This is a genomic window from Halobacillus sp. Marseille-P3879 (assembly GCF_900240285.1).
In the GTDB taxonomy this organism is placed as follows: Bacteria; Bacillota; Bacilli; order Bacillales; family Halobacillaceae; genus Halobacillus_A.
Genome location: NZ_OESS01000001.1, coordinates 546853 through 570779 on the forward strand (window position 1 = coordinate 546853; position 23927 = coordinate 570779).

The window sequence follows — 23927 nt, forward strand, 5'->3', positions numbered from 1 at the left end:
TTACGCTCCTAACTTCGTTTGAATATCTGATTTTAAGACGTCCGCCTTTGGACCATAAATCGCTTGAACGCCGTGGTCTTTAACGACGAGCCCCATCGCGCCGTCACGCTTCCATTCTGCTTCATCAGCTACAAGATCAAGATTATTTACGGTGACACGTAGACGAGTCATACACGCGTCGACTTCCTCGATGTTGTCACGACCGCCGAGCATCGCAATGACTTTGTTTGCCTGAGAGCTTTCATCCTCAAGCAGATCTGCCCCGCCTTCAGCAGGAACTGCGTCCTCGATGTAGTTTCCTTTTCGCCCTGGTGTAGGCAGCTTCAGCTTCTTAATCATTAAGTGAGCCATTCCGAAGTTTAATGCGAAGAATGCGAGACACGTCACGGCGAAGTTGATCAAGTCACGTCCGATTCCTGCATTGATCATTAACGGAGTTCGCGTCAGCAGCTCAATAATCCCAAAAGCATGCACACGAAGGTCGATTATATCCACGATGGCAAAAGCTAAACCTGTTGTAATAGCGTAGGCTACATAAAGCAGGGGAGCGGCAAACATAAACATGAATTCAATAGGCTCTGTTACCCCTGTTAAAAATACAGCTAAACCAGCAGAAAGGAAAACCGACTTGTATTTATGCTTTTTATCTTTATCAACGTTTAAATACATGGCAAGTGCAATACCAATGAGAGAAGCAGTAGAAAGGATCACCTGGCCGGCTTTAAAACGCGCAGGTGTCACATCTTCTTCAAGCTGCTGATAACCACTCATATCATTTTGAGCCATTAAGTTATACATATCCGTAGCCCAGGCAAGCCACAAAGGATCCTGTCCAGCTACTGCTTCACCTGCATTCTGCCCTGTCTGAATAATATACGTACCGCCAAGTTCTGTATAGTTAATCGGAACCGTCAGCATATGGTGCAGACCAAACGGGAGCATTAATCGCTCTACTGCTCCGAAAATAAACGGGGCAAGGACAGGTGCTGTATTTCGGGACGTCGCAATCCATTCACCGAAGTTATTTAAGCCTGTCTGGATCGGCGGCCAAACTAAAGCAAGCAGCAGCGACACAACAACTGATCCGGTCATAACGGCAAAAGGCACGAATCGTTTACCGTTGAAGAAGCCGAGAGCTTCAGGCAGTTTATTGAAGGCGTGGTATTTATTAAATAAGCTTGCGCCGAGGAAACCCGAGATAATACCAACAAACACTCCCATATTAAGAGCAGGAGCACCAAGCACATCAATAAAATAGTCACCGACCACCATTTCCGTTCCAATAAAAGATTGAACCGTTGGACTTTCTTCAGACAGCATTTCCGAACTGACTCCGAAAATTGCTCCCGTAATCCGGTTTATAAAAATAAAGGCAAGAAGGGCAGCGAATGCTCCGCCGGCTCGTTCTTTTGCCCAGGAACCTCCAATAGCGACAGCGAACAAAATATGTAAATTGTTAATGATTGCCCAGCCAATGTCCTCCATGATTCGCGCAATCGCTTGCATAAAAGCCATATCGATTACAATCATATCAAGAGCTTTACCTAAAGAGATCATAATACCTGCGGCAGGCATAACTGCAACCACGACCATTAATGCTTTTCCAAACTTCTGCCAGAAATCAAAAGAAAAAATCGGCAACTGCTTTAATTTAGACATAATTTTACTCTCCTTTACAGTATATAGATTGGAATCGTTTCCATAAAAGCAATAAGAAAAGCGTTTGTTTGTGCAAACGTTTTCGCTGATTCATATATTAAACGATTTCATAAGAGATGGCAATAGATTTCTGAAAATTTTATCGCGCAGAAGTTTGCTGGTTGGATAAAATCGCCACTGTTCAAAAAGAAAGGTTCTGGTTATAATAAGAACAAATGTTCGTTATATGGAGTGATGAATATGGATTACTCAAATTATCCGAGGCATGATGTGCTGTGCATTGACATGCGGTCTTTTTACGCGAGTGTGGAATGCACGAGGCGCGGACTTGACCCGAGCACTGCGCTGCTTGCTGTAGTGGGGGACCCGAGCCGAAGCGGAAGTATTGTACTAGCGGCTTCGCCGGCCTTAAAGAAAAAACATGGGATCAGCAATGTCAGCCGCTTTTTTGAGTTGCCGGATGATCCGCAGCTTGTCATCGCGCAGGCACATATGGGTGATTACCTTGAGGTATCAGTAGAAATCACAAAAATGATAATGAATTATGTCCCTCCTGAAGCCGTGCATGTCTATTCTGTAGATGAATTGTGGGTAACGATTGATGGGTTAGAAAAGCTGTACGGTTCACCTCATGACATCGCCCGCATGATTCAGGACAACATTCGCGATCAGTTTGGCATTGAATGTGTAATAGGAATCGGTGATAACAAATTTTTAGCTAAAGTCGTTATGGACATTCATTCGAAAAAAGCTGACGACGGAATAGCTGAGTGCAGATATGAAGATGTGGAACAAATGCTGTGGCCGACCCCGATTGAAGACATCTGGGGCATTGGAAGACGGATGATGAGGAACTTAAACCGTATGGGGATTGTGACGCTGGGTCAGCTGGCGAAGCACCCGGTCAAATATTTGAAAAAACATTACGGTATTATGGGTGAGCAGCTGCATCAGCACGCCTGGGGAATTGACTTAAGTCCTGTGATCGGAGATTTTACGAAATCGGAGCAAAAAGGATATGGTCATGGCGTAACCCTGCTGCGGGATTATACAGGAGAAGAACTTCCAACTGTTATCCTTGATTTGTGCGAGGAAGCGTGCCGGCGTGCACGAAGGGATAAACAGGCGGGACGCACGGTTCACCTGTCTGTTGCCTACTCCAGTGAAACGGGAGGCGGGTTCAGCCGCTCCATGTCAATGGATCTGCCGACCAACGTGACGATGGATGTGTTCCATTTATGCATGCGGCTGTACCGTACCTTCTATGACGGAGAAAGTAAAATCCGCCGGACAAGTGTAACGCTGACGAATCTCGATGACGACATCGCTACGCAGCTTACATTATTTGACGATCGTCCGAAGAAAAAGGATATCGGTAATGTCATGGATGAAATCAGGGATAAGTACGGCTCAACAGCAATCTTACGGGCAAGCAGCTTTACAAAAGCCGGAATTACACCGGAACGCAGCAAGAAAATCGGCGGTCATTTCGCTTAACCGCTGTCTTTTACGGATTAAATAAAACCAACTTGGGGAAAAACCTCTGTAATCAACGATTATAGAGGAGGATTATCGTGAAAAAGGAAATTGACGGAATTCTCGTGGAAGCGGTACAAGGAGATATTGCCTCTCAAACAGATATAGAAGCTGTAGTGAATGCAGCTAACGCTGAATTACTGCCGGGAGGAGGAGTAGCAGGGGCTCTGCATAAAGCAGCTGGGCCGGAGCTTGCGGATGCGGGGGCCCCTTTTTCTCCTATATCGCCTGGGGAAGCTGTGATTACGAACGCCTTTAATCTGCCTAACCATTATGTAATTCATTGTCTTGGTCCTGTCCACGGAATCGACCGTCCGGAAGAGAAATTGCTCCGTGACTGTTATGTGAATGCGTTGCGAAAAGCGGAGGAAAAAGAAGTAAAGAGTATCGCTTTTCCTTCGATTTCCACAGGAGCTTTTGGGTATCCGCTGGAAGAGGCCGTTCGCACAGCACTGCCGGCTGTCCGGGAGTTGCTGGGTGAATTACGTTCCGTAAGCCATATCAGATTTGTTTTGTTCAGTAAGCAGGATTTAACCGCTTATGAGCGTTTTTTAGAATCGGAATACTAGCGGGCAATGGCTATCCGCTTCCATATTTCTTTAAATAATCATAATCCTTTTTCTTTTAAAATGGGAGCGGCTGGCTGTTTCCGAGTGCTTAGTTTTTTCGTAAAGTAACTGTGCAGCACCATTCCTGCAATAATAATGAACAGGCCGAGCGCAGCTAAACCGCCTGGCAGGGGAGAAGAGAGCAGCACCACTTCACCGAGCATAACAAAGAGAACCTGTGTTGACTGGGTTGCTTCAACTGCCGCCAGCTTTCCCTGGTGGGTCCGCACGCGGTCGGTAGCGATAAAGAACAACGTTGTGGCAATTACCCCGGAGCAGATGCCGACAATAAATGTTTGCAGGAGCTGTTCTGAAGATGGTGCGCCCACAGTCAAAAGTCCATAGGTACTGAGAATAATCCACAGAGGAAGACTTGTAATCGTCATCCCGAGCACCCGCTGGAAGGTATCCAGCCGGCTGCCGCAATGCTCCATCATTTTGCGGTTCCCTAACGGGTAAGCGAAGGCAGCGAGAACTACGGGTAAGATACCTGCCGCAATCTGACCCAAGTTTAACTGCTCGGCCTGAGGAAGTTGAATGAGTACTACCCCGAGCAGAATAAACAAAGAAATGCAAAGCGCTCTTACCTCAATTTTATTTCTTGCTTTTTCCCCTCCATTGGTTACGAAAAACAAAGGAGCCAGCAAGGTTCCTGCCACAATTGTCATCTGCCAAGTTCCGGCAACAAGCCACCCTGGACCGTAAGAAGCTGCATACGTAAGCGGTGCGTAAAATAATCCAAAACCGACCGTGCCCCACACCAGCCATGGCAAAGGTCTGCCGGTCATTTCCTGAAGCACTTGTTTCCCGTTTCCTCTTACAAGTACAATGAGAAGGAGAAAAGGAAGCATGAAGAAGAATCTTAGTGAAGAGCTCCATAACCAGCTGCCTCCGTCAAGCTCCATTGAACGGTTTAATATAAACGTTACTGCAAAAAACATGGAAGCTGTAATTCCGATCATGATTTCCTTCATATGGATAAATCCTCCTTGTTAGTATAATAAAATATACATAATGTTTAATATATTATATCAAAAGTGAAGAGTGAATAGGTAAGGAGATTTCAAATCAATGAAAGATGAATCAAATAGTCCAGAAAAAATTACCCGGCAGGTTGGTCAAAGATTAAGGAACATCCGCAGGGAACGAGGCTTTAGTTTAAAACAATTGGAGGAAGTAACAACAGTGAGCAAGCTGACACTTGGAAACATTGAACGGGGAGAAGCGAATCCATCGCTGACTGTGATTTGGAAAATAGCAAACGGGCTGCAGATTCCGATTTCTTCGCTCCTTAATGAAGATGAAGGTGTCACTGTTTCAAGAAAAAATGAAGGAAATAAAGTCGTAAGTGCAAATGAAGCATGCACGCTGGAGCCGATGTTTGATGCGGCAAACTTTGGCTCTCTCGAAATTCATCGGGCTTTTCTTAAACCGCACAGCGAATATTCTCCTGGCGCTCATCAGGCGGGTGTAAAGGAATATGTGACAGTGATGAAAGGGGAAGCTGTGATCCGAATTGAGGAGGAAGAGTATCGACTGGGAGAATACGATTCATTGAAATTTAACGGTGACCGCCCTCATGCTTATGTGAATGAGACGAATGATGAAGCTGTCCTACATTTCGTTATGACGTATACGAAGGTTTAGAAGGCAAATCACCATAGCTTATTGTAAAGGAGCAAGCAGATATAGTTAGCATAGGAGCCCGGGAGTTCAATGGCTCTTCTTTTGCTTGTAATAGACAAAACCTTCTATGACCAAACCTGTCGCTCCAATAATTGCCCCTAAGTACACTGGTATTCTGTAGACATTTGAAGGAGAATTCAAGTTTAAGAATACAAAGATAAGCATAATAAATAAACCAGTATATGTAATGATTGAGAATCTCGTTTTTGTCATTTCTACACCTCCTGTAATTATTAGAACAAACATAATAACAAAAAACAAACAGATGATCACCAACATATGGAACATCCTGATGTAGCCCCCTAATTACCCTCTACACAGCATTAAGGGAAGATGAAGTGTTTTTTGAATTTTTTAGAAGTGGTTGACGGCTTTTTGACTAAGCCTTGTTCCCAACGGTTTGTTCAGGGGAATTCAATCAGATGGAAGTCAAATGGATTGCGATATTATGACATTTCCATTATATTAATAGTAATACAACTAAATATTTAGTCCTTCGGGGTCGGGTGAAAATCCCAGCCGGCGGTAATGAACCTTTGTGTTCCGAGCCCGCGACGGGGAAGCAGCAGCTATGCGTTTCCCCCTGATTTGGTGCATAGTCCAAAGCCGACAGTTAAAGTCTGGATGGGAGAAGGAATGGAGAACGCCAGTGGTACAGCAGAAATTCTGCAGTTGTACCCTTTATTAGGCGTACCTTTGTACATTTTTAAAAAATGTAGGAATCAACCCTGGGGAAGTGTGTCTTCTTCAGGGTTTTTTGTATGAACTGGGGTGAGCAAAATGGATCAAGATCAACAGTATATGAGAATGGCTATCGAAATGGCCAAAGGAACGGTAGGGCAGACAACGCCGAACCCGTCAGTAGCTGCCGTTGTCGTTAAAGATAATCAAGTCGTTGGGCTTGGAGTCCATGTGAAAGCAGGAGAGCCGCATGCGGAAGTGCACGCTTTACGAATGGCTGGGGAGAAAGCAGAGGGAGCCGATATTTATGTAACGCTTGAACCGTGCAGCCATTTCGGACGCACTCCTCCATGCGCCCAGGCCGTAATTGACGCAGGAATTAAACGGGCGGTTATTGCTTCTCATGATCCCAATCCGAAAGTGAGCGGACGCGGGATTAAAATGATGGAGACCGCAGGCGTTGAGGTGACAACTGCTGTCCTTAAAGAGGAAGCCGATCAGCTGAACAGAGCTTTTTTTCATTATATCCAAACAGAACGTCCTTACGTCCGGCTGAAGTCAGCGATCAGTATGGATGGGAAAATTGCGACCTCTACAGGCGAAAGCCAGTGGATTACCGGGAGGGAAGCGCGGGAAGACGGCCATCGTTACCGTCATCAGTCAGCAGCAATTTTAGTAGGGATTAACACCGTCCTGATGGATAATCCGAAGCTTACTACCCGAATTGATGGAGGAGGCAGGAACCCGGTACGGGTTGTACTGGATACTCATCTTCGTATTCCGGAATCTGCTCAGCTGATTCAGGATCCAGCTGCTCCTACGTGGATTTTTACAGGAATCAACCATGACCAAACCCAAAAAACGGCCCTCGAGAGCCACTCGCATGTGCACGTTATTTCATTCGATACCCCTGAAGTAAAGCCGGCCGCGGTTTTACAATATCTCGGCGAACAGAAAATAACCTCCCTGCTCATAGAAGGCGGCGCCACCGTAGCCGATACGTTTGTTCGTGCCGGGCTTGTCAATGAAGTGATTACCTATATGGCCCCGAAGCTAATAGGTGGTAAAGAAGCACTGACGTCAGTTGCCGGCAAAGGTGTCAGTGAATTAAAGAACGTTGACAGGTTTGAGTTTGTTTCGAGTGAACGAATCGGGGAAGATTTAAAAATCATCTCCGTGAAAAAGGAGGGATAAGCAATGTTTACAGGTATTATTGAAGAAATTGGTTCGATAAAAGGAATCAAAACGAAAACTGAAGCAATGGAAATCAGCATAAAAGCAAAGGATATCTTAAACGACGTCAATTTAGGAGACAGTATTTCCATTAATGGCGTATGTTTAACCGTTACGAGTTATACCGATCAGAGTGTCGAATTTGATGTAATGCCGGAAACGTTCCGCGCGACAAATCTCCATGAGCTGAAGCAGGGCAGTCCGGTGAATTTAGAACGGGCTATGGCGGCAGGAGGCCGTTTCGGCGGACATCTCGTATCCGGTCATATTGATGGTACGGGACAAATCGTAAGTAAAACGCAGGAATCCAATGCTGTCTACTATGAAATCGAATTACCAGATGAACTTATTCATTATTTTGTATATAAAGGGTCCATTGCTGTAGACGGCACTAGTCTTACGGTTTTCGGAGTCGAGGACAACCGGGTTACCATTTCACTGATTCCCCACACGATGGAGCACACGGTGTTAGGAAATAAAGAATCAGGAGACCGGGTTAATATTGAGTGCGATATGATTGGTAAATATGTCGCTCATTTTTTAGGGAAAGATAAACCTAATGAAAAATCGCAAATGACAAAGGAATTTTTAAGTGAGAATGGATTTGCTTAGGAAGGAGCAGCCAGTATGTTCGATTCAATTGAAAAGGCGTTAGAACATTTAAAGCAAGGGAAAATGGTAATTGTTTGTGATGATGAGGACCGTGAAAATGAAGGCGACTTAATTGGACTCGCGGAGTACGCTAGTCCTGAGATGATTAACTTTATGATTACCCGCGGTCGCGGGCTGGTTTGTACCCCTGTTACCGGAGAGTTGGCTCAGCAACTTGAGTTAATTCCAATGGTGGGAACCAATACGGATCCTAATCAGACTGCTTTTACTGTGAGTATTGATCATAAAACGACGACAACAGGAATTTCTGCAGATGAGCGGGCTTTGACGATTCGTGAGCTGCTGAATCCGAATGCAGTGGCTGGCGACTTTCAAAAACCAGGTCACATTTTTCCATTAGTCGCGAAAGATGGAGGCGTTTTGCGACGCGCCGGTCATACGGAAGCTGCTGTGGATCTCGCTGTATTGGCTGGAGCCAAACCGGCGGGTGTCATTTGTGAAATTATCAAAGATGACGGCACAATGGCTCGTGTACCAGACTTAAGAAAGCTGGCAGATGAATACGATATTCCTATGATTACGATCGCCGATTTAATTCAATATCGTCATCGACATGAAGATCACGTAAAGCGTGAAGTCGAAATCCAGCTGCCGACGGAATACGGTGATTTCCGTGCAGTAGCGTATTCGAATGATATTGATAATAAAGATCATATCGCATTGATCAAAGGTGATATTAAGCCGGGAGAGCCGACGCTCGTACGCGTGCACTCTGAATGCCTGACAGGGGATGTGTTCGGCTCATATCGCTGTGACTGCGGTCCGCAGCTGCACAACGCCTTAAGGCAGATTGCTGAAAACGGCAGCGGCGTCCTGCTCTATATGCGCCAGGAAGGCCGCGGCATCGGACTGCTGAATAAAATGTTTGCCTACAAGCTGCAGGAGGAAGGGTTAGATACAGTAGAGGCAAATGAAAAATTAGGATTTGGACCTGACTTAAGAGACTATGGAGTCGGAGCTCAAATTTTAAGAGAGCTTGGAATTTCTGAAATCAAACTGCTTACAAACAATCCGAAGAAAATTTCAGGATTGAGCGGTTACGGTTTAGAAGTCGTAGAGCGTGTGCCGATTGAAATGCCATCAAGAAAAGAAAATGAACTCTACCTGAAAACAAAGCAATCCAAAATGGGACACCTGTTTCATTATTAGGGCGAACATCTTATACGCATGAGCAAGATCATATAAGCTGGAAATATAAAAAGGGAGCGATCAGATTGGTTAAAGTATTAGAAGGTAATTTAGTAGGAAGCGGATTGAAAGTAGGAATTGTCGTTGGACGTTTTAATGATTTTATTACAGGCAGGCTTTATGAAGGTGCTGTCGACGCATTGAAGCGTCACGGGGTGGATTTAGATGATGTGGAAGCGGCGTATGTGCCGGGAGCGTACGAGATTCCAATGGTTGCAAACAAAATGGCCGGGTCTGGAAAATATGATGCGGTTATTACACTGGGCGCCGTTATTCGCGGATCGACTCCACACTTTGATTACGTATGCGGGGAAGCAGCAAAAGGTGTTTCACAGGCTTCGATGCAAAGCGGTGTACCTGTAATTTTCGGTGTAATTACGACAGATACCATTGAGCAGGCGATTGAGCGTGCAGGGACGAAAGCTGGAAACAAAGGTTGGGAAGCGGCAACGGCTGCCATTGAAATGGCGAATTTAAATCGTCAATTTGAAGTATAAGTCATCATCAGGGTTGAGTCCTCTTACACGAGAGGGCTCTTTTTAACAGCTTCTCTACGATTATTTTTCTACATAAGCGGGTACTATGGAAGACAGGGGAATAAGAATGTGTTCCCTCTTATACAACTGTGAATCGTGAGATGATCCAACCAAACGATGCTCAATTTAAATGCATTAAATACTCTTACGGAGGGATGACATTGACAACCCATCAAAAACGTTTAGAAAAATATGCAGAACTGGCTTTAACTAAAGGAGTAAACCTTCAGGCTGATCAAGGCTTGCTGATCAATGCACCTATTGAAGCAGCCGATCTTGTCCGAATTATTACTGCCAAAGCTTACGGAAAAGGTGCAAAAAACGTTCATGTCGAGTGGAGCGATGAAATGTTGAGCTACATGAAAATGAAAAATGCACCACTGAGTGTGCTGGAGAATTTTCCAAAATGGAAGGTAGATGCGCTGGAAGGAATGGTAAAAGAAGGGTATTCCCTGCTTACTGTGTATGGTCCTAATCCAGATTTACTTAAAGGCATTGATTCCGACAGAATTGCAAAAGCAAATAAAGCAAGCGGTGAAGCATTAACGAATTACCGTGAATACATTATGAACGATAAAGTAACATGGTCGATCGTTGCCTATCCCCAATCCTCATGGGCCGAGAAGGTTTTCCCTGAAGACACAACGGAGAATGCACAGAAAAAGCTTTGGGAGCAGATCTTCCATATTACCCGTATTGACCAGCATGATCCTGTTAAAGCATGGGAAGAGCACAACGAAAAGCTGCGGCAGGCCAGAGAATACTTAAATACCAAGCAATACAAGAAGCTGCATTATAAAGCACCAGGAACTGACCTTTCGATTGATCTCGTAAAAGACCATATTTGGCATGGCGGTTCTGCGACATCGGCGGAAGGCGTTGAGTTCAACCCGAATATGCCGACGGAGGAAGTCTTTACGATGCCTCATAAATACGGGGTGCAGGGAACGGTCAGCAGTACGAAACCGCTCAGCTATGGAGGCAACCTGATAGAGAACTTCACACTAACCTTTGAAAATGGAAAAGTGGTGGACTACACGGCTGAAACAGGAAAAGATACGCTGAAGCATTTACTGGAATCTGATGATGGGGCGAAGCGCTTAGGGGAAGTGGCACTTGTACCCAATGAATCACCGATCTCTCAATCGGGGCATATTTTCTTTAACACCCTTTATGACGAAAATGCTTCCTGCCACTTAGCTCTGGGGAAAGCGTATCCGACAAACGTAAAAGGCGGCTCTACGATGACGAAAGAGCAGATGGATCAACAAGGGGTGAACGACAGCTTAGTCCATGAAGACTTTATGATGGGGTCAGCTGAGCTGAATATCGATGGAGAAACTCAAGACGGCAAATTTGAACCGATCTTCCGTAATGGAAGCTGGGCTATAGATTTTGAATAATGAAATATGAAAAGCGAGCCATGTCCGCTCGCTTTTTTTATGTCAAAAGTATGAGAACCGTGACACATTCATTACAGTTCTATTAAAACAAGGTGAAAAATTAGTCAGGCAGACTTCAAGTATGTTAAAAAAGTAGAAGTCAGGTTTTAAAACCAATTAATTAGTGTATGAATTGAAGTATAGAAAACAAGAAGGTGAAAAATATGAAGCGAATGGCTCTTTTTGATAACGCAAAGCTGATGCTCATCTTTCTCGTTGTATTCGGCCACATGGTACAGCCGACAACGGATGGATCACGCGAAATGTATACCATTTACACGTGGATCTATACGTTCCATATGCCTGCATTTATTTTTCTGGCCGGCTTCTTTGCCAAAGGGTCCGGAAACAAAGACTATATTATAAACTTAGCTAAAAAACTAATTCTGCCCTATCTTATTTTTCAGTTTGTGTTTACGGCGTATTTTCTCTTTATCGGGAAAGACGGATGGCTGAACGCTCCATTTTATCCGCACTGGTCACTATGGTTTCTGTTCAGCTTGTTCTGCTGGCACATCCTTCTGATCTGGTTTAGTAAAATTCCGGCATGGATTGGAATAACAGCTGCGGTAGTGATAGGTGTGCTTGTTGGCTATGCCGACAGCATTGATCAAACCTTCAGTTTATCAAGAACCTTTGTATTCTTCCCGTTTTTCTTAGCGGGGTATTGGTTGACGACGGATACAGTAATGAAGTGGAGATCGGCTGTTCCAAGAGCAGCAAGCCTTGTGTTTATGGTTACTCTTGGAGTGGTCATTGCAATGGCGCCGGAATTCAATTCAGATTGGCTTCTAGGTTCAAAGTCATACGCTACGATGGGTGAAGTGGAATTAGGCGGACTGCTGCGCTTCGGCGTTTATGTCGTAGGGGCATTAATGACAGTGAGTGTCCTTGCCTGGATTCCGAATAAACATTTCAGCTTTACCCCATTAGGCGGACAGACGCTGTATGTATACTTGCTGCATGGATTTATCGTCCAGCTGTTTAGACAGCAGAACTGGGTGGAAATTAACAATGTACTGGATTTCTCTTTATACTTTGTGCTTTCAGGATTCATTGTTTATTTACTTTCCACAAGCACCATCAGGGCTGTTACGCAGCCGCTCATCGAATGCCGTTCGGCTCTATTACGCAAGCAATTTTCCAATTTGCAGCAGCAAGATCGGTATCACACGACCAATTAAATGAGTGAAGTACCTCCCTTACGTTTGAAAATGCTATTCTTGTGAGAGAATAAGCAGAAAAGAAGGGGGGTACTTTTTTATGACTAAAATACTAATGGTCGCTACCAATGTAGATCAGATAGGTGATCAGAAAACAGGATTATGGCTGTCTGAGTTTGTGGAGCCTGCGACAGAGTGGACTCATGAAGGATTTGAAGTTACAGGGGCCAGTATAAAGGGCGGGCGAATTCCTATTGACCCAAACAGCTACAGCAATGAGCTGCCTCGGGTTTGGGATGGTGTGATGGAACCAATCCACGATACGATCAAGCTGTCTGAAGTAAATCCGGAAGAGTATGATGCGATTTTTTTCTGTGGAGGCCATGGAGCTATGGTGGATTTTCCAAATAGTCCAGAGATTGAAGCTTTACTAGACCATTTCAAACAAAATAATAAACTGATCGGGGCAATCTGCCATGGTCCTGCTGCTTTTATTGGAAATAAAGATGTGAATGATATCTCGTTTATTAAAGGAATAAAAATAACGGGATACTCAAATGAAGAAGAACAAGCGACTGGTCTAGCTGATGCCATGCCTTTTTTATTAGAGGATGAATTAAAAGAAGCCGGAGCGAGCTATGAATCAGGCGGAGTTGAGGCTGATCATGTTGTTGTCGATCAAAACTTCATTACAGGCCAGAATCCTCAATCGACTCATCGTATAGCTGAGGTATTTAAAGAACACCTTTCCTCATAAAAAAACAGCCGCTTCTTTTCGATAGGAAGCGGCTGTCTGTTTTCTTACTAAAAAATGATATGAGCAATTAACGCAATGACCGGCAGGGTGATGATCGTACGCAGAAGGAAAATAATGAATAAATCCTTTAAGTTAACCGGTACCTTAGAACCGAGCAGCAGCCCGCCGACCTCAGACATATAAATAAGCTGAGTGACGGAGAGACTTGCGATGATAAATCTGGTCATTTCGCTTTCAATGCCTGAGCCGATAATCGCTGGTAAGAACATATCGGCAAATCCTACGAGAATCGTTTCAGACGCTGCTTGCGCATTTGGAACCTGCAACAGTTCAAGCAGTGGAATGAAAGGATAGCCAAGCCAGGAAAATACGGGAGTGAACTCAGCAATCACGAGAGCAATCGTCCCTAATGCCATAACGATAGGCGCAACCCCCATCCACATATCAAGAATGTTCTGGCCGCCTTCTTTAAAGAATTTCGCAGGACCGCTTGCTTTACTTCCACGTTCTACGGCCTGGGCATACGCATAGGAAAGCGTATTATGCTCGTCTGGAATCTTTTCTTCAATATCGTCCGCTTCATCAGTTACATACGTATCAGCCTTACGGGATAGCGGTGGAATTCTCGGCATGATAAGCGCAGCAATAAATCCTGCAACGGCTACCGTTAAATAAAACGGGATAAACATATGGGCAAGATCCACTTCTTCAATTACTACAATACTAAACGTAATGGACACCACGGAAAACGTCGTACCAATTACGGCTGCTTCACGTTTAGTATAATAACCTTCTTCATACTGCTTACTCGTCAGCAGAACGCCGATCGTTCCATCGCCCAGCCATGAAGCCAGGGAATCAATAGAAGAACGTCCAGGCAGTTTAAATAAAGGACGCATCACTTTAGTTAACAGGACGCCGAATAATTCTAAAAGTCCAAAGTTAAGAAGTAAAGGAAGGAATAACCCGGCAAATAAAAATACAGCAAACAATACGTGCAGTAAGTCATCAAGCAGCAGACCGCCCGTGTTACCTGAAATAATAGCTTCAGGTCCAGCCTGGAAATACACCATTATAGCAAAAATCATTCCGAGGATACGGGTAATCACCCAAACCCAGGGGACATTGAATAAAGATTGGAAAAATGGAGTCCGGTCCAGTTTTTCCGGGCCGATAATTTTAACGAGCACCGTTACTACGGCCGTAATGGTAATGATCACCGTCATAATAAGGGATAGTGAATCCGCCAGCTTCTCCTGCAGCCATCCAGCCATTATGGCAATGAGGATAGTCACGCTGCCGTCACTGGAAAAAGGAATCATAAATAATATAATGCCAAGAATAGATGGGATTATAAATGCTAAGTGAGATAAAGGTCCAAAATCTCTTGCTTTCATGAAAAGCTCTCCTGTCTATGATTAATAAGTAGAATATTTATACAGCGTTATTTATTTTAATACGAAATACCTAAAAATCCAATAGAAAATTTTACTTTCCTTTACATTTCTCTTTAAGAATGGATAAATCCTGCTAATTTCCGATGTATTTTTTCAAAATTCGATCAACACTGGATCCATACATTTCACCAAATATGTTTAAATGAACAAGCAGATAAAAGAGCTGATAAAGCGGCTTAACCTCTTTGTATTCACTATACAACGGAGACACTTGTTGATAAGAAGAATAAAAGGACGGAGCAAAGCCTCCAAATAATTCGGTGAACGCTATCTCAAACTGGGGATCTCCATATACGATTGATGGATCAATTAGAAAAGGCTCTCCCTCTTTACTTGTTAAGTAGTTTCCGCCCCACAGATCTCCATGCAGCAGGGAAGCGGAAGGTTCAGCAGGTACAAACTTATCCAGGTGTGTGAGCAGAGTTTCCATGCGTTTCTGCCGCTTTCCATTGATTCGGCCATTTTCTTTCCCGATGAGATACTGGTGGTGAAGCCGGTTATCCCGGTAGTATTCTACCCAGCTGTCTTTCCATTCATTAGGCTGGTCGAGTTCCCCGACAAATGTAGGCTCGCCAAAGCCATAATGATCAGCGGTTTGTTTATGCATAAGTGCAAGCTTCTCACCAAGCTTCTCTGACGAATCATATGTGCTGCTGGCTTCAATCCACTCAAGAGCCATCATACCGATTTCATTCTCGTCAGGTTCATCATAGTAGTAGACTTCAGGGACAGAAACGGTTTGAGTATGACGAATAGCTTCGAGACCTGAAGCTTCAGCTTTGAAGAAGTGAGAAGGAACGTTTTGGTTGCCTTTCATGAAATAGGTCTGTTCCTCCGTTTTTACATAAAATGCTTCATTGATATCACCTCCACTGACTGACTTAATTTCTTGAATGCCCGATTGATCGTTGATCTGCTGCAATACACGTTTAATTTGTTGTTTCATGATTTCCTCCTTGAATGTAATTAGTGAATTTTTCCCTTTAAAAGCAGAAGCCAATCGCCTAAATAAAAAAGAATCAAGAGTATATTCACTCTGATTCTTTAATGTAATAAAGTATCATTCGATTCTAGTCCAATTACTTTCTCATAGGCATAAATGGTATGGATTTCAACAAACCCTATGTTTTCATATAACTGTTCAGCTGGTTCATTGTTCGTGCGTACGGAAATGGTTACAATTTCTACATCATAGACGTAAAATGCATATTGAAGCGCATGCTCAATTAAAGCGGAACCGATTCCGCTGCCTTGTGCTGAAGGATGAACATTGACGAAGCAAATTTCTCCTTCGTCAGGGGTGATTAATTCAAAGTATAAGTAGCCTTCTAATCTTCCACCCATCTTATAACCCCATAGTTTATTTACATCATTGTCAGCCAACTCAATCATTTCATTAGTCGTGTAATAAGCGCCGGACGGATGAAGTTCGCGAAGTTCATTATATTCATGCTCCTGTATTTCTTCAATCTGTTCTTCTTTCTTAGAAGAAGGAGAGAAGCGAGAATGATGCAGGGCTAGTGTTTTTTCCTTGTTATATAAATTGAAGTTGTGACGCTCCGCAAAGGCCACAAGATCATGGTTTGCCTTAAAGCAGGCGACCTTAACAGCATCAAAATGAAGTTGAACTGTCAGGGAAGCTTTGTCCCACAAAGCCTCGATAACATCAGTGCCTTTCTTTGTTGAAAAAGGGCCCAGCAGCCGGCATAGCTTCTGCTCGAAAAAAGGCAGGATTCCAATAAAACCAATGATTTTTTCATTTTCCCAGGCCACATAGGCCAGCGGTTCGTGAAACTGTGTCAGCGTCCAGATTTGTTCAAATATCTCATTGGGATCTGACGCTAACCAGGCGACGTAATGCTTGTCCTGTTCGTTCATCCCATGCAGCCACTCAGCCACTGTATGTAAATGCCGTACTTCTAACTCTTGGATCTGCATATTGACCACCTTTCTCCCTTTTGATAAAAGCATGCCACAATAGGGGAGGGGAGTAAAGAAAAAACCAACCAGTGCGGGGGTCTGGTTGGTTGATATTAGAAATTATTTAGGTCCTTTTCCTTTACCTGGGTGGCCTTTCCCTTTTTCAGGCTTGTCCTTCCCATGGCCTTTCCCGGGTTTATCTTTTTTAGGGCCTTTTTCCTTATACTTAATTTCATATTCAAACGGTACAGAATTCAGTTCATCCTGAGGGGCTGCATAGTAAGTGGTCATATACGTTTTTCCTGGTCGGAAGGCTTTCTTAATGTTTAAAGCATCTTCCTCTGTGACGTCAAATGGATCAACTTCAATGACTTTATGCTTACCGCCTTTGTTTTCTTTAATGAAAGTAACGCCGTAGTTGACATAGTTTTCTTTCAACTCATTTTCATTGACGAAATCTTCCTCAATACTGCTGTTGCCGTTAAGAGCAATCTTAGCTTCAGGGATAGAGATGTTATCGACAAACCATCCCTCTTCGGTTGTTCCCCAGTCTGTCAGATATCGGAAAGAGACGAGGACCTCTTCGCCGGCATATTCCGAGAGATCGAACGTTTCATTTTCGTAGCCTTCAAATACTCCTGTGAATCCAGGGACATTTTCTTTAATCTTCGGATAACCTTCTTCGACCACGTCAGAGCGGGTATTCTCGTTCTCTAAGGAAGTCCATGTTTCCCCATTATCGGTAGAAACCTGTACCACCCCGAAGTCCCATTGCTCTTCAATATCAACGTAGTGATCGAAATTCAATGTTGCTTCGTTTAAGCCGGTAAGGTCAGCTTCAAAAATTAGCTTGTTGTCAACTTCGTCTCCAGAGCCGCCAAACAACACCTGTTCACCGCTGCCTAGAGGGTCCTCAGTTGTTTCCCACTGAATAGGCATAAAGTCAATCCCGTTAAAACTGAAGTCTTCTACTTTTTGACCTGGTTCGATGTTAAATTCTTTAAAATCTGTACCCCAGGCGGGAACACCATCTTTTTCAAAGTCTTCTGCTTTTTCAAAGTTTACGGTCATGCCGCGGGTATCGCCCTCTTCAGTTGGAAGATCACGGAGGTCGATGTTTTCGAACCCATATAATCCGCCTTTGTATTTGTTATCATCCAAAACTAAAGCTGATGTAAAGTCCTGATACACTTCATTGAAGGTAGTATCGATATCGAATTCTTCAAAAGCCTGCTCATAGCTTTCGATGCTGTTCAACTCACTCTTAGCTATATAACGGATAAATTCCTGACCAAATCTTTCATAGTTATATAGAGTAAACAGCTGCACTAATCCGTAGTCAGCGATTGTTTCCGGACCAGTTTCGGCATCGACATGCTCGTCCCAGCTTGTAAGAGAGTTTTCCGGGTGGTCAAGCAGGAAGTTGATCGAACCGCTGTCCATACCATAGCCGCCTAAGAATTCAGAGAAGGTAGACATCCCTTCGTTTAACCAGCTCGTTTCATCGGAATCGTTGTCAGCATGGATCAAGTGCTGCAGCTCGTGGATCGTTGTTCCGAAAAAGGTGCTCTCTAGTCGAGTATCCCAATCTCTAGAATCAATCGTGATCATGTTACGGTCTACATAATTTTCTAGAGTCTGCCAGAAGAAACCGGCAACGAAGAAAGGATATTCTGGATCGTAGTAGTTATCATCTTTTACGTTATCGACCATAATCATCACTTTGTCTCCGTCACCTTCATAGTAGCCTTCAGGGAGTCCAACCATTTCAGGTAAGGGAGAATTACTTCCATCCATTTCGTCAGGCATTCCAAAGAAATCAGTAGCGACAGGATACATATTACTGTCGAATTCTTCCGTCATTTTTTCCACTTGCTCCTGGGTGATCTCATGGGCTGGTCGGGGGTCTCCTTCCCCGAATGATAAGTCATTTGCGACCCATACTTCAGAATGCTCACCGACACTGCGGAGAGTAAATTCCTTAAATGCTAGATCTCGATCAAGAAATAATTTTGTTTCCCCTTCACTGTATGTAGTACTTGCTGTATTGTTTTCTTCTCCGGAAGATGACTCTTCCTCAAGGTTCGCGCTCTTTCCATTTTCCTTAATCTTTTGGTTAGCTCTCTGCTCGAAACCTTCCTGCTCTGATTCCTTCTGAAGTTGACCGTCGATATCGATACGGTCGCCGTAACGCTTCGTGTTCCAGTTATCATACGTTGAGCTTGCACTAACGTCTGAAGCTGCAGCAGGGGAGAAAAGCGACAGAGTAAGTGCACTGACTGATAGTAATGCAGTCATTTTCTTTTTCATGTGCATGAATACCTCCTATGTGGAATTTATTTCGTGACCCGCAATTTTCATTATAATAGGTTCACCGGAAATATTCAAAATATTTTGAATAGTAAATTGGAAGGAATTTTAAGTCATGAGGGAAATAAGTTTGTCAAACTTTAGGCTCATAATATAGACACATTTGACTATATGAGAAGATTTGAAGTTGTAAATATAAAAAATTGACGCATGATAGGAAGAAATAGGTGCATCGTTTAGCTCACAAATCGATCAATTATTGTCGCAGGTTGATTTACCGAACAGCCCTAGAGCAAGGAGGATAAATAAAATAATAAAAAATGCAACCCCCTCACCGTTGAAAAAATCTTCATTCATTTTTTCGTCCTCCTTAATCATCAAGTTTTCGTTTAAATGCTTCAATCACGTGGTCAGTGCTCATGTCGCCATTGTTTCTTAAAAATCGGTGCAGTTCATCGATCTGGGGGTTCTGAGGTTTACGAAACTCTCCAATCATTCTGAGTTCCACTTCTCCGGCGCGGGAAATAAGGACACGATCTACGGAGAGCTGGCCGCATAATATGAGAATGGCTGCGATAAATTCCAGGCTCTTATCAGCAAAGAGGTCTTCTGGGTTTCGGTTACGATGTTTACGCATCACTTCGTCTCCTTTATCCGGCGTGGTAGTTAGAATGTATTATACGTGGGCGTGAAAAAATTTGTGGCATACAAAGTGATTAAAGGACAGGATTTTATTTAATAAATGCAGATTAATCTGGATATAAGCAGGGTAATGAATAATGTGTTGAACAGATTGGGGAGAGCAGGATGAATCATCGGTTTAAATACATATCGATTTATCGGATTACAGTAATTGTATGGATGTCCATTAAGTTTCTGCTGCAAATTTTCTGGTTCAAGAGCACGAACCGCATCTGGGATCAGGAAACAAAGCAGAAGTGGGAAGATCTTCTAAGGAAACAAGCAGAAGAATACAGACGTCATGCGATTCGCCTCGGTGGTCTCTTGATTAAGTTCGGTCAATTTCTCAGCTCCCGCGGGGACTTACTGCCCCAATCCTTTATTCATGAACTGGAAGGCTTAGTGGACAGGGTAGAGCCTGTGCCTTTTCATTTCTCAAAGCAGACAATAGAAGAAGATTGGGGAATGCCGATCAAGGAGCGGCTGCGCTGGATTGATGAGAAGCCGATAGCTTCTGCTTCGATCGGAGAGGTGTTTAAAGCAGAGCTTCATGATGGGACGCCGGTTGCTGTAAAAGTCCAGCGATATCGCGTCAGAGAAATTTTTCAAATGGACTTTAAAGCGCTTCGGATTGTTTTTTTCATCTTGTCCACTTTTACAAAGTATGGAAAAAAAGCAGATCTCATAGCGCTTTATCGTGAAGTGGTCGCTGTGATCACAAACGAACTAGACTTTACGATGGAACTTGCGAATGGCAATCATTTCAAAAAGAGGTTCAAAGACTTTAAAGAGGTATATATCCCTGAGTATTATAGTGATTTGTCGACGAAGCGTGTGCTCGTTATGGAATGGATCGAAGGGGCCAAGATTACAGATTTAGCGTTTATTCACCAGCATCAAATCGATCGCGAGCGTGTGGCGAAAGTATTATTTGATTTATGTGTTGAGCAGTTTTTGTTTGCGGGCATGTTTCATTCCGATCCGCACCCTGGCAATTTAATGCTTAAGCCTGATGGGACTGTGGTGGTGATTGATTTTGGAATGGTAGGAGAAGTGAAACAGCGTGATGCCAATTCGATACGAACGATGGTGCAGGGGTTCATTTTAAATGATTATGACCGCGTGATTCATGGTCTGTGGGAAATGGACTTCCTGCTTGCCAATGCCGATACGGAAAAAGTTAAAAAAATGATCAAGCAGACGACGGATATGTACCTGGATGGTGATTTCGATAAACTGGACGCTCACTTAATGAATGATATATTGGAAGATTTGCAGGAATTTATTAAGGAGCAGCCGATTCAGCTTCCCGCTGATTATGCTTTTCTCGGCAGAGCCACATCGATTATCGTCGGGGTGCTCACCTCTGTTTACCCTCAGGTTGATTTAGTGGAATGGGGAAGACCGGTGATTAAAAAATGGATGACCGGTGAAGGTTCAAGCTTTTCTTTATATAAGGATATAGCTGTTGATACAGCGAAGCCGTTAATGTCGCTGCCCCGGGCTTTAATTGAATATTTAGAGGACGGCGACAAAGAGCGGGAATGGAAAACAGTTAATCATCAGCAGCGCTTATTTCATCAGTTTTACCTGTTTTATGCATGGCTTTCTTTTCTATTGTTTATCGGAGGTACTGTGGGGCTGCTTTATGTACTTCAATCAGCGGGGTCACAGTTTCTGACGTTAGCCTGGATTGCGATTTCAATCGGAGCAATCGGGTTGTTAGTCATAGCGATCAAACATTTTCGTATGATAAAGAATATCCGACAATAAGTAAGGAGGAGTTTCAATGAGTTTATTAAGAAAAGGATTTTATTTAGGGTTAGGCGCAGCGATCAGCGGTAAAGAGAAGTTTGAGAAGGTGCTCAATGAAATGGTGAGTAAAGGAGAAGTTTCTCCGAATGAAGCCAGGGAAATGATGAACTCCTGGATGTCTAAAGGGGAAGAGAAGAATAATGAATGGAATGAGCAGGCCCAGGCGAGAATGCAGGACAGTATAAAAGAATTAGGCTTTGTCACTCGTGAAGAATATGAGATTCTTGAATCCAGATTGACTCGATTGGAAGGCCAGAGCAATCAAGATGTGGAAGGATAATGGACAATCCCCTTTCTCGTGGGAACGAGGAAGGGGATTGTTGTTTGTTTAAAAGAATGTCCAGCTGGTTGGTTTTTCAGGGCTGCTGAACAGCTGTACCGCTTTTTTTAGTTCTTCTTCATTTCCGGAAGCTTCTGCTCGATTGTAGGTAAGCAGCTTTTCTAAAGACACTGCTCCGATTAATAATGAAGAAAGATCGTCTATTGATAAGGCCAGTGTCACTCCGTGTGACAGCGGGGATTCATGACGTTCGGGTCGGCCGTTTTTAAATTGATAAGCGAATATTTCTTTTTTCTTTAAAAGAGAATCTGTTACGTCAAAATTAACCGCAACGTTCGTTTGAGAACGGAACGAGTGGTCGCGAATGTATTCCATAAACAGAGGCACGTCAATAATACGGTACATAAGACCGGTCCCTCGTTCGTGGGTTTGATGATAGATCCGGTGTATCAAACGTTTAGCGTCGTGCCGCGGATCGTTAAGCATAAAAACAAAGTCATCATCAAAAGTAGGGAAAACAATTGTACTTACTTGATCTTTCTGCTGGTGAAGAAAGTTCATAAAAGCCTGGAAAGAGGCGTTCGTATTGGCAAACCAGTCGAGAATTTTTAACTCATGAGTGAAATCGTGAAGGTGGTTCATTTCATAAACGACATAGCCTCGTAGTTTACCGTCTACACGGCATCCGATCGTATGCGTATGGTCCTTGGAAATATGGCGGAACTCGTAATCCTGCTTGTCACAGGCTCCGTGAGTATCCTCGGCCCAGTCATGATAACAGCGTTTAATTTCTTCCACGTCTTCTTTCCCTAGTGGTACAACTTCAGGTGCCTCGGAAAAAGATGGGACCTGAAGTGGAGAGAAGCGAAACACGTTTAACTGAGGACCGAATCCGAAGCCCATTTTACGATAAAAATCCGGGCGGAACGGATAAAGCTGAATCAGGGGAAATCCTTCCTGTCTGGACTTTTCTATCGCATAGGTAACCATTTCTCTGGCAAGTCCTTGTTTTTTATACGGAAGGTCTACCGCTAAGGTTCCTATTCCTGTAGATGGCAGTGTCTGTCCATATACGTTCATAGGAAACATGTAATGAATGTAACCACTTTTTAATTTTCCGTTATCATACGCCCCGATGTGCGAAACGGTTTCGTATTCAGACATTCGTTCATGGTGCTTCACTGCTTCTTCTTTATCTTCAGCCGAGTTGAGCTCCATCATTGGATAGCAGCGGCTCAGCATCTCAGTAAAGGTGTCAAACTCTTTCATTTCTTTATATTCCATCGTTTTCACTCCTTTTTCTCGAATATCCCCATTTATAGAATACAAGCAATAGGGAAAAAACACCAAAGGTTAAGAGAGCTAGGTTGATGTGATAGCCCAGCCCGGTATCAAGCGCAGACAAGGCAGGAAAAGATGCGGGCGGCCGTGTTAAAAATAAATAATTTGTATGAAACGTTTTATTAAAAATACCGACAGCCACTGCATAAAGAACGAGGTAACAATAAGTTTCACACATGATTTTAAGAGTAATTGAAATTCGTGTCGTTAAAATAAGAAATAAGCCCGTCCATGGAATGGCCATATGATGAATGAAAAATTTCCAGAAGCGGAAATGTTCATACCCATGCGGGATCTCGGGTACGACAAGAGCAATAATAGCTGGTATGACAGCAATGAAGTAATTAGCCTGAATCAATTTTCTGTGATACGTCAGCAGGGCGGATATCCCTGTTAATGATGCAATTCCGCATAAATGGAGCGGGAGGTATTCATACGTGAAATATAAGTTGTGAGCGAACGCCCAGAGTTGATAGCTTAATTCAGAAGTGACGAGAGCCGTGAGCAGGGACCATCTCACAATATTGTGCGCTTTTTTACCGTAAGTAACTTCATCTCTATATACAATTAAAAGCAGAGTCCCTAAGCCGAAAATAATGAGCATCGTGAAGTGGCTGAAGCTGAATAATTCAAAAGGGTGGGTGCTGTCTTGCGCAAACCATTGATACATTATGTCATGCCCCCTGGTGGTACAGTTGTACCTGTGCTATGATTCTACCATACTGCTTCATTGAAGAAAGAGGTGGGAGAATGTCCCGTGTGAATTGTTTTACGTGCCGCCACTTTTACACGACATGGAATCCTCAATTTCCAAGAGGATGTCGAGCCTATGGATTTAAAGGAAGAGAAATGCCTTCCACCACCGTTTTACATACTACTGGTACAGCTTGTCTTCAGCATGAGCGAAAATTGGGAAATCGTGCGGATTCTAAGCAAGAAAAACGTCGCAGCCTGTAAATATA

At 43.6% G+C, this 23927-nt stretch carries 23 protein-coding genes and 1 riboswitch; of the genes, 13 read left to right on the top strand and 10 right to left on the bottom strand.

The features are described 5' to 3' along the window. Positions 1-1641 carry a PTS transporter subunit IIBC gene (locus C1A12_RS02715; RefSeq protein WP_101843263.1) on the bottom strand — a complete coding sequence of 547 codons (1641 nt, stop codon included), beginning with the start codon at positions 1639-1641 and terminating at the stop codon, positions 1-3. Between the two features lie 258 nt (positions 1642-1899). Between C1A12_RS02715 and C1A12_RS02720 the strand changes: the two genes are divergently transcribed. Both C1A12_RS02720 and C1A12_RS02725 read left to right on the top strand, forming a co-directional pair. Beyond that, a complete protein-coding gene (locus C1A12_RS02720) occupies positions 1900-3156 on the top strand; it encodes a DNA polymerase IV (protein WP_101842311.1) in 1257 nt (418 codons plus the stop codon). A 77-nt stretch (positions 3157-3233) separates the two neighbouring features. Continuing rightward, on the top strand, positions 3234-3764 hold the full coding sequence (locus C1A12_RS02725) for a macro domain-containing protein (protein WP_101842312.1): 531 nt from the start codon (positions 3234-3236) through the stop codon (positions 3762-3764). Between the two features lie 38 nt (positions 3765-3802). Here the strand turns inward: C1A12_RS02725 and C1A12_RS02730 are convergent, their stop codons facing one another. Next, positions 3803-4777 (bottom strand): multidrug resistance efflux transporter family protein, encoded by a 975-nt coding sequence (locus C1A12_RS02730; RefSeq protein ID WP_101842313.1) that lies wholly within the window; start codon positions 4775-4777, stop codon positions 3803-3805. 97 nt (positions 4778-4874) lie between these two features. Here C1A12_RS02730 and C1A12_RS02735 point away from each other — a divergent pair, with 97 nt between their 5' ends. After that, a complete protein-coding gene (locus C1A12_RS02735; RefSeq protein WP_101842314.1) occupies positions 4875-5450 on the top strand; it encodes an XRE family transcriptional regulator in 576 nt (191 codons plus the stop codon). Between the two features lie 66 nt (positions 5451-5516). Here the strand turns inward: C1A12_RS02735 and C1A12_RS02740 are convergent, their stop codons facing one another. Beyond that, positions 5517-5702 carry a hypothetical protein gene (locus C1A12_RS02740; protein WP_145997027.1) on the bottom strand — a complete coding sequence of 62 codons (186 nt, stop codon included), beginning with the start codon at positions 5700-5702 and terminating at the stop codon, positions 5517-5519. Between the two features lie 275 nt (positions 5703-5977). Then, a riboswitch (FMN riboswitch) is annotated at positions 5978-6129 on the top strand. Between the two features lie 140 nt (positions 6130-6269). Between C1A12_RS02740 and ribD the strand changes: the two genes are divergently transcribed. From ribD to C1A12_RS02775, 7 genes are all read left to right on the top strand, one after another. Beyond that, positions 6270-7364 (top strand): bifunctional diaminohydroxyphosphoribosylaminopyrimidine deaminase/5-amino-6-(5-phosphoribosylamino)uracil reductase RibD, encoded by a 1095-nt coding sequence (gene ribD, locus C1A12_RS02745; protein ID WP_101842316.1) that lies wholly within the window; start codon positions 6270-6272, stop codon positions 7362-7364. 3 nt (positions 7365-7367) lie between these two features. Next, positions 7368-8015, top strand: coding sequence for a riboflavin synthase (ribE, locus tag C1A12_RS02750; RefSeq protein ID WP_101842317.1), 648 nt, complete (start codon positions 7368-7370; stop codon positions 8013-8015). A 15-nt stretch (positions 8016-8030) separates the two neighbouring features. Beyond that, positions 8031-9224 (top strand): bifunctional 3,4-dihydroxy-2-butanone-4-phosphate synthase/GTP cyclohydrolase II, encoded by a 1194-nt coding sequence (locus tag C1A12_RS02755; RefSeq protein ID WP_101842318.1) that lies wholly within the window; start codon positions 8031-8033, stop codon positions 9222-9224. 65 nt (positions 9225-9289) lie between these two features. Further along, positions 9290-9760 carry a 6,7-dimethyl-8-ribityllumazine synthase gene (gene ribE, locus C1A12_RS02760; protein ID WP_101842319.1) on the top strand — a complete coding sequence of 157 codons (471 nt, stop codon included), beginning with the start codon at positions 9290-9292 and terminating at the stop codon, positions 9758-9760. A gap of 200 nt (positions 9761-9960) precedes the next feature. After that, positions 9961-11202, top strand: coding sequence for an aminopeptidase (locus C1A12_RS02765; protein ID WP_101842320.1), 1242 nt, complete (start codon positions 9961-9963; stop codon positions 11200-11202). A gap of 203 nt (positions 11203-11405) precedes the next feature. Next, on the top strand, positions 11406-12425 hold the full coding sequence (locus C1A12_RS02770) for an acyltransferase family protein (protein ID WP_101842321.1): 1020 nt from the start codon (positions 11406-11408) through the stop codon (positions 12423-12425). Between the two features lie 79 nt (positions 12426-12504). Next, positions 12505-13161: a type 1 glutamine amidotransferase domain-containing protein gene (locus C1A12_RS02775; RefSeq protein WP_101842322.1), complete on the top strand. Its 657-nt coding sequence runs from the start codon at positions 12505-12507 to the stop codon at positions 13159-13161. 47 nt (positions 13162-13208) lie between these two features. On the opposite strand, the gene C1A12_RS02780 is transcribed toward C1A12_RS02775, so the two are convergent. The 5 genes from C1A12_RS02780 to C1A12_RS02800 all read right to left on the bottom strand — a co-directional run bounded on the left by C1A12_RS02780 (position 13209) and on the right by C1A12_RS02800 (position 19485). Continuing rightward, the gene (locus tag C1A12_RS02780; RefSeq protein ID WP_101842323.1) at positions 13209-14558 is read right to left on the bottom strand and encodes a YjiH family protein; all 1350 of its coding nucleotides are present in this window, start codon (positions 14556-14558) and stop codon (positions 13209-13211) included. 133 nt (positions 14559-14691) lie between these two features. Beyond that, positions 14692-15564: a fructosamine kinase family protein gene (locus C1A12_RS02785; RefSeq protein ID WP_101842324.1), complete on the bottom strand. Its 873-nt coding sequence runs from the start codon at positions 15562-15564 to the stop codon at positions 14692-14694. Between the two features lie 98 nt (positions 15565-15662). Continuing rightward, positions 15663-16556, bottom strand: a complete 894-nt coding sequence (locus tag C1A12_RS02790; protein WP_101842325.1) for a GNAT family N-acetyltransferase — start codon at positions 16554-16556, stop codon at positions 15663-15665. A 102-nt stretch (positions 16557-16658) separates the two neighbouring features. Continuing rightward, complete coding sequence (locus C1A12_RS02795; RefSeq protein ID WP_101843264.1) at positions 16659-18848, bottom strand: immune inhibitor A domain-containing protein; 2190 nt, start codon at positions 18846-18848, stop codon at positions 16659-16661. A gap of 370 nt (positions 18849-19218) precedes the next feature. Continuing rightward, on the bottom strand, positions 19219-19485 hold the full coding sequence (locus C1A12_RS02800) for a hypothetical protein (RefSeq protein WP_101842326.1): 267 nt from the start codon (positions 19483-19485) through the stop codon (positions 19219-19221). Between the two features lie 170 nt (positions 19486-19655). On the opposite strand from C1A12_RS02800, the gene C1A12_RS02805 reads away from it, so the two are divergent. Further along, positions 19656-21302, top strand: a complete 1647-nt coding sequence (locus tag C1A12_RS02805; protein WP_101842327.1) for an AarF/ABC1/UbiB kinase family protein — start codon at positions 19656-19658, stop codon at positions 21300-21302. 16 nt (positions 21303-21318) lie between these two features. After that, positions 21319-21624, top strand: coding sequence for a phasin family protein (locus tag C1A12_RS02810; RefSeq protein ID WP_101842328.1), 306 nt, complete (start codon positions 21319-21321; stop codon positions 21622-21624). Positions 21625-21672: 48 nt separating this feature from the next. On the opposite strand, the gene eis is transcribed toward C1A12_RS02810, so the two are convergent. Together eis and C1A12_RS02820 are read right to left on the bottom strand one after the other, a co-directional pair. Further along, entirely contained in the window at positions 21673-22908 is a 1236-nt protein-coding gene (gene eis, locus C1A12_RS02815) for an enhanced intracellular survival protein Eis (RefSeq protein WP_101842329.1), read from the bottom strand. Further along, positions 22898-23635, bottom strand: a complete 738-nt coding sequence (locus C1A12_RS02820) for a TIGR02206 family membrane protein (RefSeq protein WP_101842330.1) — start codon at positions 23633-23635, stop codon at positions 22898-22900. Before C1A12_RS02820 ends, eis begins: the two co-directional genes overlap by 11 nt. A gap of 80 nt (positions 23636-23715) precedes the next feature. Between C1A12_RS02820 and C1A12_RS02825 the strand changes: the two genes are divergently transcribed. Continuing rightward, positions 23716-23922 carry a uracil-DNA glycosylase gene (locus C1A12_RS02825; RefSeq protein WP_101842331.1) on the top strand — a complete coding sequence of 69 codons (207 nt, stop codon included), beginning with the start codon at positions 23716-23718 and terminating at the stop codon, positions 23920-23922. The last annotated feature ends 5 nt before the right edge of the window (positions 23923-23927 follow it).